The 12,994-nt window shown below is 64.2% G+C and carries 16 protein-coding genes; 5 read left to right on the top strand and 11 right to left on the bottom strand.

Going from position 1 to position 12,994, the window contains the following annotated elements; translation table 11 throughout:
- Nucleotides 1-118 precede the first annotated feature (118 nt).
- From LB552_RS07895 to LB552_RS07885, 3 genes are all read left to right on the top strand, one after another.
- On the top strand, nucleotides 119-1,093 hold the full coding sequence (locus LB552_RS07895; protein ID WP_224603483.1) for an adenosine deaminase: 975 nt from the start codon (nucleotides 119-121) through the stop codon (nucleotides 1,091-1,093).
- Between the two features lie 158 nt (nucleotides 1,094-1,251).
- Nucleotides 1,252-1,881 (top strand): uracil phosphoribosyltransferase, encoded by a 630-nt coding sequence (upp, locus tag LB552_RS07890; RefSeq protein ID WP_027165262.1) that lies wholly within the window; start codon nucleotides 1,252-1,254, stop codon nucleotides 1,879-1,881.
- A 205-nt stretch (nucleotides 1,882-2,086) separates the two neighbouring features.
- Nucleotides 2,087-2,653 (top strand): TIGR02281 family clan AA aspartic protease, encoded by a 567-nt coding sequence (locus LB552_RS07885; RefSeq protein WP_224603479.1) that lies wholly within the window; start codon nucleotides 2,087-2,089, stop codon nucleotides 2,651-2,653.
- Nucleotides 2,654-2,761: 108 nt separating this feature from the next.
- Here the strand turns inward: LB552_RS07885 and deoA are convergent, their stop codons facing one another.
- The 6 genes from deoA to LB552_RS07855 form a co-directional block, all read right to left on the bottom strand.
- Entirely contained in the window at nucleotides 2,762-4,078 is a 1,317-nt protein-coding gene (gene deoA / locus LB552_RS07880; RefSeq protein WP_224603476.1) for a thymidine phosphorylase, read from the bottom strand.
- Nucleotides 4,078-4,881, bottom strand: coding sequence for a purine-nucleoside phosphorylase (locus LB552_RS07875; RefSeq protein ID WP_224524023.1), 804 nt, complete (start codon nucleotides 4,879-4,881; stop codon nucleotides 4,078-4,080). Before LB552_RS07875 ends, deoA begins: the two co-directional genes overlap by 1 nt.
- Before the next feature lie 13 nt (nucleotides 4,882-4,894).
- Nucleotides 4,895-5,287 carry a cytidine deaminase gene (cdd, locus tag LB552_RS07870; RefSeq protein WP_224543463.1) on the bottom strand — a complete coding sequence of 131 codons (393 nt, stop codon included), beginning with the start codon at nucleotides 5,285-5,287 and terminating at the stop codon, nucleotides 4,895-4,897.
- 77 nt (nucleotides 5,288-5,364) lie between these two features.
- The gene (locus LB552_RS07865; protein WP_095766261.1) at nucleotides 5,365-6,336 is read right to left on the bottom strand and encodes an ABC transporter permease; all 972 of its coding nucleotides are present in this window, start codon (nucleotides 6,334-6,336) and stop codon (nucleotides 5,365-5,367) included.
- A 1-nt stretch (nucleotide 6,337) separates the two neighbouring features.
- Nucleotides 6,338-7,477, bottom strand: coding sequence for an ABC transporter permease (locus tag LB552_RS07860; RefSeq protein ID WP_224603468.1), 1,140 nt, complete (start codon nucleotides 7,475-7,477; stop codon nucleotides 6,338-6,340).
- Nucleotides 7,474-9,006, bottom strand: coding sequence for an ABC transporter ATP-binding protein (locus tag LB552_RS07855; RefSeq protein WP_224603467.1), 1,533 nt, complete (start codon nucleotides 9,004-9,006; stop codon nucleotides 7,474-7,476). Before LB552_RS07855 ends, LB552_RS07860 begins: the two co-directional genes overlap by 4 nt.
- A gap of 253 nt (nucleotides 9,007-9,259) precedes the next feature.
- Here LB552_RS07855 and LB552_RS07850 point away from each other — a divergent pair, with 253 nt between their 5' ends.
- Both LB552_RS07850 and LB552_RS07845 read left to right on the top strand, forming a co-directional pair.
- Entirely contained in the window at nucleotides 9,260-9,469 is a 210-nt protein-coding gene (locus LB552_RS07850; protein WP_224603253.1) for a SlyX family protein, read from the top strand.
- A 22-nt stretch (nucleotides 9,470-9,491) separates the two neighbouring features.
- The gene (locus tag LB552_RS07845; protein WP_095766258.1) at nucleotides 9,492-9,893 is read left to right on the top strand and encodes a hypothetical protein; all 402 of its coding nucleotides are present in this window, start codon (nucleotides 9,492-9,494) and stop codon (nucleotides 9,891-9,893) included.
- Here the strand turns inward: LB552_RS07845 and LB552_RS07840 are convergent.
- From LB552_RS07840 to LB552_RS07820, 5 genes are all read right to left on the bottom strand, one after another.
- Complete coding sequence (locus tag LB552_RS07840; RefSeq protein WP_140846324.1) at nucleotides 9,888-10,343, bottom strand: GNAT family N-acetyltransferase; 456 nt, start codon at nucleotides 10,341-10,343, stop codon at nucleotides 9,888-9,890. The two genes, LB552_RS07845 and LB552_RS07840, sit on opposite strands and share 6 nt — an antisense overlap.
- 67 nt (nucleotides 10,344-10,410) lie before the next feature.
- Nucleotides 10,411-11,400: a BMP family protein gene (locus LB552_RS07835; protein WP_095766256.1), complete on the bottom strand. Its 990-nt coding sequence runs from the start codon at nucleotides 11,398-11,400 to the stop codon at nucleotides 10,411-10,413.
- Between the two features lie 224 nt (nucleotides 11,401-11,624).
- On the bottom strand, nucleotides 11,625-11,951 hold the full coding sequence (locus LB552_RS07830) for a hypothetical protein (RefSeq protein WP_095766255.1): 327 nt from the start codon (nucleotides 11,949-11,951) through the stop codon (nucleotides 11,625-11,627).
- Between the two features lie 84 nt (nucleotides 11,952-12,035).
- The gene (locus LB552_RS07825) at nucleotides 12,036-12,416 is read right to left on the bottom strand and encodes a hypothetical protein (protein ID WP_224603464.1); all 381 of its coding nucleotides are present in this window, start codon (nucleotides 12,414-12,416) and stop codon (nucleotides 12,036-12,038) included.
- Nucleotides 12,417-12,497: 81 nt separating this feature from the next.
- Complete coding sequence (locus LB552_RS07820) at nucleotides 12,498-12,737, bottom strand: hypothetical protein (protein WP_224603462.1); 240 nt, start codon at nucleotides 12,735-12,737, stop codon at nucleotides 12,498-12,500.
- Nucleotides 12,738-12,994: the final 257 nt, after the last annotated feature.

Below are 12,994 nucleotides of genomic sequence, written 5' to 3'. Positions count from 1 at the left end.
GACGCTATTGTCCAAGGCGCGGTTTTCGGCCGCGCCTTCAAAACCCGGCAGGGAAAGGCCCCGCATGATTTTCCGGCCAGAATCTGCGCGAGAGCACCACATCGGACGGGATGACCGCATGATTTTGAAGGCCGAACTGCACTGCCACATCGAAGGGGCGGCGGCGCCCGAGCTCGTCGTCGGCCAGGCCCGCAAATACGGCAAGGACCCTTCGCCCTACATCCAGGACGGCTCGTTCGTCTGGCACGACTTCACCTCGTTTCTCGCGGCTTACGATTTCGCTTCCGACCTGTTTCGCACGGAAGAGGACTATGCCCGCCTCGCCGATTATTATCTGACCAGCCTCGCCCGGGATGGCGCCATCTATTCCGAGATCTTCACCTCGCCGGACCATGCCAAGAAGGCCGGCCTGTCGCCAAAAGCCTATACGGATGCGTTGGGCGAAGGCATGACCCGCGCTAAGGCCAAGACCGGTATCGAGGGCCGCATGATCGTCACCGGCGTGCGCCATGTCGGGGTCGAGGCGATCGAGCAGGCGGCGCGCTTCGCGGCACGCTGCGGCCATCCGCTGGTGACCGGTTTCGGCGTCGCCGGCGACGAGCGCATCGGCGATTTCGAGGACTATGTGCGCGCCGTCGAGATCGCGCGCGAGGCGGGCCTCGGCATCACCATCCATGCCGGCGAGTTGATGGGCTGGGAAAGTGTGGCGGCGGCTCTCGACCACATCCGCCCCTCCCGCATCGGCCACGGCGTTCGCGCCATCGAGAATCCGGACCTGGTCCGCCGCATCGCCGCCGAAGGCGTGGTGCTGGAATGCTGCCCGGGCTCCAATATCGCGCTGAAAGTATTCGACAGCTTCGCCGACCATCCCTTTCCGGCGCTGCGCGCAGCCGGCTGCAAGGTGACGCTCAACTCCGACGACCCGCCCTACTTCTGGACCTCGCTGAAGCGCGAATACGATATCGCCGCCGAGCATTTCCGCATGGACGACAAGGCGCTCGCCGGCATCACCAGGACGGCTATCGAAGCGGCCTTCGTGGACAAGAAGACCAAGGCGATGCTGCTGAGCCGGTTGGACGCGAAGGTGCGGTGAGTGAGTAGGGGAGTAGTCGGTAGTCAGTAGTTATGCATTTGGCCGAGCGCGCATAGAGCGGTTGAAGGCAGGAGCTTTCCCCGAGGCGAGGACTCGCAAATCGGCTCACTATTCACTACTCACTACTGACTACTATCCCGAACCAGTCGGAGCACATCATGCAGGGCGTCACCGTCGTCGACCATCCCCTCGTCCAGCACAAGCTGACCATCATGCGCAAGAAGGAGACCTCGACGGCCGGCTTCCGGCGGCTGCTGCGCGAGATTTCGCTGCTGCTCGGCTATGAGGTGACCCGCAATCTCGAGCTGACCACGACCATGATCGAGACGCCGATCGAGGAGATGGAGGCACCGACGCTGGAAGGCAAGAAGCTGGTCTTTGCTTCGGTGCTGCGCGCCGGCAACGGCCTGCTCGAGGGCCTGCTCGACCTGGTGCCGGCTGCACGCGTCGCCCATATCGGCCTCTACCGCGACCACGAGACGCTTGAAGCGGTCGAGTATTTCTTCAAGGCGCCGAGCGATCTTGCCGACCGCCTGGTGATCGTCGTTGATCCGATGCTGGCGACCGCGAATTCCGCGATCGCCGCGATCGACAAGCTGAAGGGGCGCGGCGCCACCAACATCCGCTTCCTCTGCCTGCTTGCCGCCCCCGAAGGCATCGAGCGCTTCACCAAGGCGCATCCGGACGTGCCGATCTTCACCGCCTCGATAGACCGGCAGTTGAACGACAAGGGTTACATCATGCCGGGCCTCGGCGACGCCGGCGACCGCATGTACGGCACAAAGTGAGCGCCCTTTTTAACCGGCCGTTTACGCAAGCTTGCGGTTCCCGCACGCGTTAAAGTCGTGCACACCATGCCGGGTTTAGGGATGCTGCCTTCGGGAGCAATTCCAGTAAAGTGTGAAGCGGTTTTCCGTTCGGGATTGCTCCAAACCAAAGGGATAGAGCGGTTCAATGTTTTCGTGAAACGGTGAAAACGCTTTAGGGGCATCCATGCTGCGCAAGCTTCTCATCCTCGGCATCTTTGCCGGAACTTCGGCTTCTATTCCGATCGTCTATCAGGCTAACCCGCATCTGGTGGACGGGCTCCTGGAATCGGTCGTCGCCCCGCAGCCGGCAGCCCCGGAGGCTCAGCCCCTGGTCAATCTCGCTTCGGTCCCGAACAAACCAGCCGCGCCGATGCCGCTCGGCCGCCAGGTGCTGGTCAACGCCGATGCGCGCGGCCACTTCACGTCGCAGTTCAAGCTCAATGGCCGCCAGATCGATGGCATGATCGACACCGGCGCGACGCTGGTCGCCATCAACACCTCGACGGCGCGCAGGATAGGCGTCTCGCTCAATCCGTCCGACTTCAATCGACAGGTGAACACCGCCAACGGCGCGGTAAAGGCCGCCGTGGTGACTGTCGACCGCCTGCAGATCGGCAAGATCTCGGTCGATAACGTCCAGGCGATGGTGCTCGACGACAGGGCGCTGCAGACCAACCTGATCGGCATGAGCTTCCTGCAGCGGTTGCAGAAATACCAGGTCCAGGACGGCTCGCTGCTGCTCGTTCAGTAAATCCGACGTAAACAATTCCAGGAAAAGTGCGCGACGGTTTTCCGTCCGGAATTGCGTCAGCCACAAAGGATAGAGCAGTTCACCGTTTCCGCGAAACGATGAACTGCTCTAGCGCGGCAGTATCCGCCTGAGCACGGTCTTTTCGGCGGGCGGTTTGGAACCGCCGATCGCATAAGCAGCTCGCACGGCCGCCGCCGCTGCCTCGGCCTCCGCATTGGTACGGGCATGCACCAGCGCCAGTGCCTCGCCCGGGCGCAGCTCGGCGCCGACCGGCAACAGCCGGGTCAGACCGACGGCATGATCGATCTTGTCGTCCGGATGGCTACGCCCGCCACCGAGCTTGACGACGGCAAGCCCGATATCGCGCGTGGCGATGCCGGTCACGAATCCATCCTGTTCCGCCCTCACGGCCAGTTCGACGGGCGCAGTCGGCAAATATTTTTCCGCGTTCTCGATGAAATCGGCGGGACCGCCAAGCACGGACACCATTCGCGCGAAGACGGCCGCCGCACGGCCTCCGGCAAGCGCTTCGGTGGCGCGCCTGATGCCGTCCTGGTTGGACGAGACGAGCCCCGCCGACTGCAGCATCTCGGCCGCCAGCGCCAGCGTCACCTCCTCCAGCCGCCGGTCGCGATATCGCCCGGTGAGGAAATCGACGGCATTCTTCACCTCGACCGCGTTACCGGCGGCCGAGGCCAGCGGCTCGTTCATGCCTGTCACCAGCGCTGAGGCGCTCAAGCCGGCGCCATTGGCGACCTCGACCAGGCTGTTCGCCAGGGCGACGGCATCGCGCGACTTCTCCATGAAGGCGCCGTTGCCGACCTTGACGTCGAGCACCAGCGAGCCCAAGCCCGCGGCAAGCTTCTTCGACAGGATCGAGGCGGTGATCAGCGGCACCGATTCGACCGTCCCGGTCACGTCGCGGATCGCATAGAGCCTGCGGTCGGCCGGCGCGAGATCGGCGGTCTGGCCGATGATGGCGCAACCGGTCTCGAGCACCGTCTTGCGGAAAAGCGCCACGTCCGGCTGGCTGGCATAGCCGGGGATGGCATCCATCTTGTCCAGCGTGCCGCCGGTGTGGCCGAGCCCGCGGCCCGAGATCATCGGCACACAGGCGCCGCAGGCCGCGACGATCGGCGCCAGCATCAGCGAGACATTGTCGCCGACGCCGCCCGTGGAATGCTTGTCGGTGACCGGGCCCGGCAGGTCGGACCAGTCGAGCACATCGCCGGAATCGCGCATCGCGATCGTCAGCGCCACCGCTTCCTCGCGGCTCATGCCGTTGAGGAACACGGCCATCGCGAAAGCGCCGACCTGGCCCTCGGAGATGGTGCCGGCCGTCAGCCCCGCGATGAAGTCCGCGATCTCGTCGGCCGAGAGCCTGTGGCCGTCGCGCTTGCGGCGGATGATCTCCTGCGGCAGCATCAGTCGGGCAAGCCGTCCTGGAAGACGCGCCGCAGGATCGTCGCCAGCCGCGCGCCGCCGATGGGCGCCATATCCTTGGTTTCCTGGTGCGAGAGCTCCGCTCCGGTCATGCCGGCCGCCAGGTTGGTGATGACCGAGCAGGCGGCGACCTTGAGCCCGAGGAAGCGGGCGAGGATGACCTCCGGCACGGTCGACATGCCGACGGCGTTGGCACCCATGACGCGGGCCATGCGGATCTCGGCCGGCGTCTCGAAGCATGGCCCGGAAAACCACATATAGACGCCTTGATGCAGCGCGGTTCCCGTTGCCTTCGCCGCCTTCTCGATCGCTTTGCGCAGGCCGGCATCATAGGCCTCCGTGAGGCCGACGAAGCGGCGGTCGCTCGGCTCGCCGATCAGCGGATTGGAGCCGGAGAAATTGATGTGGTCGGTGATCAGCATCACCGAGCCCGGCCCCATTTCAGGATCGACGGAGCCGGCGGCATTGGTGAGGATCAAATGCGAGATGCCGATGCCGGCAAGCACCTCCAGCGCCGGCCGCATCGCCGCGGCATTGCCATGCTCGTAATAATGCGCGCGTCCGGACAGCATCAGCACCGGCGTGCCGGCGAAATGTCCGGCAACCACCTCGCCGGCATGGCCGGAAACACCGCTGCGCGGGAAGCCCGGCAGTTCGGCATAGGAGATGCGCCTGGCATCCTTGACCTGGTCGACCAGCCCGCCCAGGCCCGAGCCGAGCACGAGCGCCGCGGTCGGCGCCAGTCCGTCCAGTTTCTCGACCAGATGATCCAGCGCTTCCTTCATTTCAACCCGCTCTTCATTTCAAGATGTCGCCCCTGAAGCCGTAGGGCAGCATGTCGCCCATGGTCACCGTCTCGGCCACGCCGGCGTTGTCGCAGAGATAAAGCTTCGTGTCCGGCCGGCAGAATTCCGCCAGCCGCTGCCGGCAGCCGCCGCATGGCGAGCATTTGGCCATGCGTTCGGCGATCACCGCGATCTCCACGATCCTGCCGCCGCCGCCCATGATGTAATGGCCGAGCGCCGTCGTCTCGGCGCACCAGCCTTCCGGATAGGACGCCACCTCGATATTGGCGCCGGCGAAGACGCGCCCGTCCTCGGTGCGCAGTGCTGCCCCCACAGGGAACTTCGAATAGGGCGCATAGGCCTTTGCCATCGCCGTCTTCGCCGCCTCGAAAAGATCATGCGACATCCGGTTCTTCTCTCCCACGATCTTGTTCAAATACCGGTCGCCGCCGCACGAAAATCCCGCCCCGGCATTCTTCGACCTCAGCGTTCCTTCACATAAGGCACGCCGCCGGCGCGCGGCGGGATGGCCTTGCCGATGAAGCCGGCGAGCAGGATAACGGTCAGCACATAGGGCAGCGCCTGCATGAACTGCACCGGCACCTTGCCGATGATCGGCAGCGGCGAGCCCTGCAGGCGGATCGCCGCGGCATCGAGGAAACCGAACAACAGGCAGGCGAACATGGCGTTGACCGGCTTCCATTTGGCGAAGATGAGCGCGGCCAGCGCGATATAGCCCTTGCCCGCAGTCATGTCCTTCACGAAGCCGCCATTCTGCACCATGGAAAGATACGCGCCGGCGACGCCGGTGAGGATGCCGGTGCAGATCAGCGCACGGTAGCGCAGCCAGGCGACCGAGATGCCGGCGGTGTCGACTGCTGCCGGATTTTCGCCTACGGCGCGCATCCTGAGACCGAAGCGGGTGCGAAACAACACCCACCAGGTGAACGGCACCATGGCGAAGGCGAAATAGACCAGGATCGAATGGCCGGAGATCAGCTCGGCATAGATCGGGCCGATGATCGGCACGTCCTTGATCGCCTCGGCGCCGGGCCAGATGATCGCCTCGAAGCGTTCGGCCGGCTGCAGCGCCGGCGTGCGCCCGCCCTGCTGGAACCAGGCCTGGCCGAGGATGATGGTCGATCCGGCAGCGATGAAATTGATCGCCACGCCGGAGACGATCTGGTTGCCGCGATGCGTGATCGAGGCGAAGCCGTGCACCAGGGCGAAAGCGACCGAGATCAGCACCGCCGTGCCGAGGCCGATCAGCGCCGAATGGAACACGGCGGCGGCCGATGCGCCGGCAAAAGCGCCGACCAGCATCTTGCCTTCGAGCCCGATGTCGAAGATGCCGGCTCGTTCCGAATAAAGACCCGCCAGACAGGCGAGCAGCAGCGGCACCGAAAGGCGGATGGTCGAATCCAGCACCTGGATGATGGCGTTGAACATGTCCATCTCAGGCCCCCTTACCGTTCACTGCCTGCATGCCGACCGATTTCGGACTGACCGAGGCGAACAGCGCCTGGATGTAAGGCCTGAACATGTGTTCCAGCGCGCCGGCGAACAGGATGACCAGCCCCTGGATGATGACGATCATGTCGCGGCTGATCGCCGGCATCTCGAAGGCAAGCTCTGCGCCGCCCTGGTAGAGCATGCCGAACAGGATCGCCGCCAGGACGATGCCGACCGGATGCAGCCTGCCCATCAATGCAACCGCGATGCCGACATAGCCGGCGCCGGACACGAAATCGATCGCGACATTGTGCTGGTCGCCCATCACCGGGTTGAGCGCCATCATGCCGGCCAGCGCGCCCGAGATCATCATCGCGGTGATGATGATGCGGGTTTCCGAAATGCCGGCATAGCGCGCCGCCTTCGGGCTGTGGCCGTAGGTGCGCATCTCATAGCCGAGCCTGGTGCGCCAGATCAAAAGCCAGACCAGGAAGGCCATGACGAGCGCCAGCAGGAAGCAGATGTTGAGGGGTGCGGAACGGATCTTGGCGCCGAACAATTCGATAATCCAGTTGAGCTTCGGCAGTTCGGCGCCGGCGAGGAAATTGCGCGTCTGCGGCGCCTGCGAGCCGGCCGGCTTCAGCGGGCCGACCAGCAGATAGACCATCACCGAGGCGGCGATGAAATTGAACATGATGGTGGTGATGACGATGTGCGAGCCGCGCTTGGCCTGCAGATAGGCCGGGATCAGCCCCCACAGCGCGCCGAACGCCGCCGCGGCCACGATCGCGATCGGAAAGATCGCCCACCAGGGCAGCACGCTGTCGAGGCTCAGGCAAACGAGCGCGATGCCCAGGCCGCCTATATAGGCCTGGCCCTCGGTGCCGATGTTGAACAGGCTGCAATGCGCCGCCACCGCCACTGACAGCCCGGTGAAGATGAAGGTCGTGGCGTAGAAGAGCGTGAAGGCGATGCCTGTGCCCTTGCCGAAGGCGCCTTCGACCAGAATGACGGCGGCACGGAACGGATTTTCGCCGACCAGCATGACGACGAAGCCGGCAACGATGAAGGCAACCGCCAGGTTGATCAGCGGAATCAACCCATAATCGGCCCAGGCAGGCAGCTTGGCGTAAGGCGTGCTCATTCGGCGGCCTCCTGGTGCTCGACGCCGGCCATGAGCAGGCCGAGCTCGCCTTCGGTCGCGTCAGGGCCGCGCTCGCCGACGACACGGCCGGCGAACATCACCAGGATGCGGTCGGACAGCGAGCGGATCTCGTCGAGCTCGACCGATACCACCAGCACGGCCTTGCCCTGGTCGCGCATGGCGATCAGCCGCTTATGGATGAATTCGATGGCGCCGACGTCGACGCCGCGCGTCGGCTGGCCGACGATCAGCACGCCGGGATCCTGCTCCATCTCCCTGGCCAGCACGATCTTCTGCTGGTTGCCACCGGAGAAGTTCGCCGTCTTCAGCCGCGGATTGCCGGGGCGGATGTCGTATTTCTCGATCTTGTCCTTCGCGTCGGCCATGATGGCATCGACGTCGAGGAACGGCCCCTTGAGGTACCGCTCGTCGTCGTGGTAGCCGAGGATCGAATTCTCGTTCTCCTCGAAGGCGAGCACCAGCCCGACATGGTGGCGGTCCTCCGGGACGTGGGCAAGCCCCCGGTCGCGCAATTCGCCGGGATCGGCCTTGCCGGTGAGATCGATCGGCTTGCCGTCGAGCATAACCTCGCCGGAAACCGCATGCCTGATGCCGGAGATCGCTTCGAGCAGTTCGGACTGGCCGTTGCCGGCAACGCCGGCGATGCCAACGATCTCGCCGCCGCGCACGTCAAAAGAGACATTGTCGACCATGGTGACGCCGCGCGAATCCTTCACCGTCAGGTTCTTGACCGAGAGTTTTACGGCGCCGGCTTCCGACTGGCCTTTCTCGACCCTGAGAAGCACCCGCCGGCCGACCATCAGCTCGGCCAGTTCGCCGACAGTGGTTTCCTTGGTCACCCGGGTTGCCACCATCGTGCCCTGGCGCATCACCGAGACCGTGTCGGTGATGGCCATGATCTCGCGCAGCTTGTGCGTGATGAGCACGATGGTTTTTCCTTGATCCTTCAATTGCTTGAGGATGCGGAAGAGGTGGTCGGCCTCGGCCGGCGTCAACACGCCCGTCGGCTCGTCGAGGATCAGGATCTCAGCGCCGCGATAGAGCGCCTTGAGGATTTCGACACGCTGCTGCAGGCCGACCGGAAGCTCTTCGATGATGGCGTCGGGATCGACCTCGAGCCCGTATTCGCGCTCCAGCCGGTCGAGCTCCGAGCGCGCTTTGGCGATGCTGCTCTTCAGCAGCACATCGTTCTCGGCGCCGAGGATGACGTTCTCCAGCACCGTGAAATTGTCGACCAGCATGAAATGCTGGTGCACCATGCCGATGCCGAGCGCGATAGCGTCGTTGGATGTGTTGATCGACACCGGCTTGCCGCCGACGTGGATCTCGCCGCTGTCGGCCTGGTAGAAGCCGTAGAGGATCGACATCAGCGTCGATTTGCCGGCGCCGTTTTCGCCGACGATGCCGTGGATGGTGCCGCGCGCCACTTCCAGGTTGATATCGCGGTTGGCGCGCACTGCGCCAAAGCTCTTGTTGATGCCTATGAGCTCGATTGCGGCTTGCGCCATGCAGCCTGTTCCCACTGTTATTTTTTATCGCTTGGTCAAAAGGCCTAGCATGATGCCCCGCTTATGCCAATCGGCCGTTCACTCTCGACAAATCGCCGCGCCCTTGTCAATTTCGAACCTGAGCAAGTTCCGCAAAACTGTCCACGGTTTTGCGATCAGAACCTGCGAGAACCAACAGGGCCTAAGCAGATATTCGGGCATCCCACGAATATCTGCTTGGGTGGAGGCTTCACATTCGAAGGGTCGGTTTTGCATGGCCATGCCTGACGATCGGTTGACGACGCTGGAAATCCGCGTCGCCGAGCAGGAAAAGACCATCGAGGAACTGTCCGGCCAGATCGCCGAACAGTGGAAGGTGATCGAGCGCATGGAGCGCAAGCTCGCAGCCCTCGCCGACCGTTTCCTGGAATTGGAGGAGCAGACCGCCTCCGACGTGCCGGTGACCAAGCCGCCGCATTGGTGAGAAGCCATGGGGAAAGACGGCCATGTCCAGTGAAAGCGACAACGTCGCCAGGGCCGGCGATTATGTCTTTGGCCTGATGAACGACAGGGAACGCGCCCGCGCCGAGCGCGACCTCGAGATCGATCCCGCCTTTCGCGACACGGTGCTGCGGCTGGCCGAGCGCTTGCGCGCCTTCGATCCCGCGGCACCTGAAGGGCGCGACAATCGCTGGGAGCTGGTCACGCAGCGCCTTGCCGAATTGCCGCAGATGCAGGCACGGCTCGCCGGCATTGCCGCCGAGGCCGAACCGCCGCCGCCGATGATCCACCGGCTCGAGCGCAAGCCCTATCGCGTCGGCCTCCATCCGCGCGGCAGGCTTGGCTTTGTTATTGTGCTTGCCCTGCTGGCCGCCTTTGCGCTCGGCTATCTCGCCGGCACGCTATAGCTCATGCGACATGAGAAGCATCGGCGCGCCGTCCTGCTCGAAGGTCTCGACCGCCGTCCATCCAAGCGCCTCGTAGAAGCCGCGCGCCTGCCAGGTGTAGAGATAGAGCTTGCCGATACCGGCCGAGACAGCATGAGCCTCAACGGTTCTGACCAGCGCCGTGCCAACGCCGCTGCCGCGATATCCATCCTCGACGATCAGCCCGGCCAGCCATGGCGAGAAGTCGTGCGGCGAACTGATTTCGCTGCGGACGAGCAGGCAGCTCCCTATCGGCCGGCCACGGTCGCGCGCAACGAAGGCTGCCTCGGAGCCGTCGCCGGCGATCAACCCGCGCAACCCGGCCATGTCCTCGTCGAGTGTCCGGTCCGTGCCTTCGAAGAAAGCCGCGAGGCGAAGCCCCGCGATTGCTTCGACGTCGCCTTCAGCCATGGCCTCGATCGTCGGCCGCATCGTTCCCTCTCCAAAGCGAAACCGCCGGGCGTTGGCCCGGCGGTTCAAACCTTGCTTCAGCCGCAGATCAATACGGGCAGGCGTTGTCGGTGGTGTAGTCGTGCACCTGGACCTTGCCCGAGATGATGTCGGCCTTGGCCTTTTCGACGGCCGCCTTCATCTCATCGGTCACCAGCGCCTTGTTGTTGTCGTCCATGGCGTAGTCGACGCCGCCTTCCTTGAGGCCGAGATTTTCGACGCCGCCTTTGAAGGTGCCGTTCTTGCCGTCCATGAAGGCATTGTAGACGGCGACGTCGACGCGCTTCAGCATCGAGGTCAGCACCTTGCCGGGCTGCAGGCCGTTCTGGTTGGAATCGACGCCGATGCCGAGCTTGCCCGCATCCGCCGCCGCCTGGAGCACGCCGACGCCGGTGCCGCCGGCAGCCGCGTAAACCACGTCGGCGCCCTGGTCGATCTGCGTCTTTGCGATCTCGCCGCCCTTGGCCGGGTCGTTCCATGCGGCCGGCGTGTCGCCGGTCATATTCTGGATGACGTCCGTCGCGCCGGCCGACTTGGCGCCGCCGACATAGCCGCATTCGAACTTGCGGATCAGCGGGATGTCCATGCCGCCGACGAAGCCGACCTTCTTCGACTTCGACGCCATCGCCGCCAGGATGCCGACGAGGTAGGAGCCTTCATTCTCCTTGAACACCAGCGAGCGGACATTGGGCAGGTCGACGGCATCGTCGATGATGGCGAAGTTGAGATCGGTATATTCGGCCGCGACCTTCTTCAGCGCGTCCTCCCAGGCAAAGCCGGCCATGACGATCGGGTTGCGGCCGTCCTCGGCGAAGCGGCGCAGCGCCTGCTCGCGCTGCGAGGCGTTGGAGACCTCGAATTCGACATAGGCGATGCCGGTCTCGGCCTTGAACTTCTCCGCGCCATGATAGGCGGCCTCGTTGAAGGATTTGTCGAACTTGCCGCCCAGATCATAGAGGATGGCCGGCTGGACATCCGCGGCGAAAGCCGGAAGAACCATTGCGGTTGCGGCCAGAAGGCCGAGAACGATACGTTTCATGTGATCCACACCCTGTCGGTTATTTTTCCGTTATGCGCCGCCTGCCCGCCCGGTTCTCCGGCAGGCTTGCGGTGCCAGGCAGGAAGTGTTTTGCCCCTCCCGCTCGCGGTCAATCTGGCACGGCGCGAAACAAAATTCACGTGGAATTTTGACCTGTTGGAAAAAGCGGTTACCGGCGATTTCGCCGTGGCCGTCCGTCCGCAACAGCGTCAAAACAAGAGCCTTCAGGGACTTGGGGCGAATTCCGCGCCGCGGCGCTTGCGCCGGTAGCCGATGGCGTAGAGCAGGAAGGCCAGCACCGCGAAAACAGCAAAACCTGGTTGTGCGAGCACCCATGCGACGGCGCCGTCCCAGACCAGCGGGCTTGCCTTGGTGCGCACGAAAGTCTCGAAGGCCGCACGGGTATCGGGCGAGACCGCGAGCCAGCTTGCATTGAGCGGCGTCATCACCAGCGAGGAGGCTGCGACCGAGCGTGTCGTATCGATCACCGCCATGATCACCGAGATCGACAGCGCAACCATGGCTGCCAGCCGAAAGATGAAACGCAACATCGACGCTCTCCCCGGGAACGCTCCCGTCTGCTCCGCAATCGACATAGAGCGTGCGTGGTTTCCGCGCAATCGCGGCCCGTGAAATTAGCGAGCCCGCGCCGGCTTGCGCCGGTTCACCCGCCAGATGGCGAAAATGCCGCCGGCGACCGCGCCGACGATCAGGCCGCCCAGGCCGACAAAAGCCGCGAAAAATCCGCAGGCGCCCTCGAAACAGCTCATATGCGTCAGGTCCGCTATCAGGGAACCGGCGAAGAAACCGGCGCAGGCGCCGATCGCGCCGCCAAGGATGATGCCGAGCAGCGCGGCAAGGATCGAGACGAAGACCGGCGGCCGCTCGGTCTCCGGATTGGCGTAGATCGTCTCGGCGCCGGCCCCGTTGCGCAGCAGGTAAATGCAAAGTAGGCCGATGGCGATCTCGGCGACGGTGAAGCCCAGCGCCTCGGCCGAGAAGACGAAGTCGGACACGAGCAACACATAGGCCTGGCGCACCAGGAGCCAGATGATGATGGCGATCTGCCAGATCGTGTAATGGCGCGGGAAGCGGGCCTACCGGTTGAAGGCAAGGCCAAGCAGGTACAGCCCCCACAGGATGGTGATGACGCCGCCGGTAAGGCCGCCATATACAAGGAAGAACACGCTGTCGGGCAGGCTGAAGTCGCCGATCAGCCGCCAGGAGGAGATCAGCCCGTAGGCCGACAACCCCATGACGATGACGAGCCACGCCACCGGGATGAGGGAAAGCCCGCCGTCCGGCCGCCCCGCGGGTTGCTGGTCGATCGATGCCATGTCGGGACGATGCCCCTCGCCCAGGCAATTCCGGGAAAGCCGCCTGGCGACTTCCGGCGGGAACTGCAAAACCGAACCGGCAATTCCAGGGAAAGCTCGCAACCGTCCACCGGGACTGCATGAAAACAAGATTGGCGCAGTCGACAGCCGGGCGGAGGCGAAGTCAAGCGTCGCCGGCGCGCCGCCATCGGCCTGTGCACATCATTCGAACGCATCGCCCCCTGGACCCGCCTTTGCGCCCATACACGGCAAAAGCC

It is taken from the genome of Mesorhizobium sp. CA7 (genome assembly GCF_020165015.1).
Classification (GTDB): domain Bacteria; phylum Pseudomonadota; class Alphaproteobacteria; order Rhizobiales; family Rhizobiaceae; genus Mesorhizobium.
The sequence above is the reverse complement of the archived record's forward strand: the minus strand, read 5'-3'. Positions and strand labels throughout refer to the sequence as shown.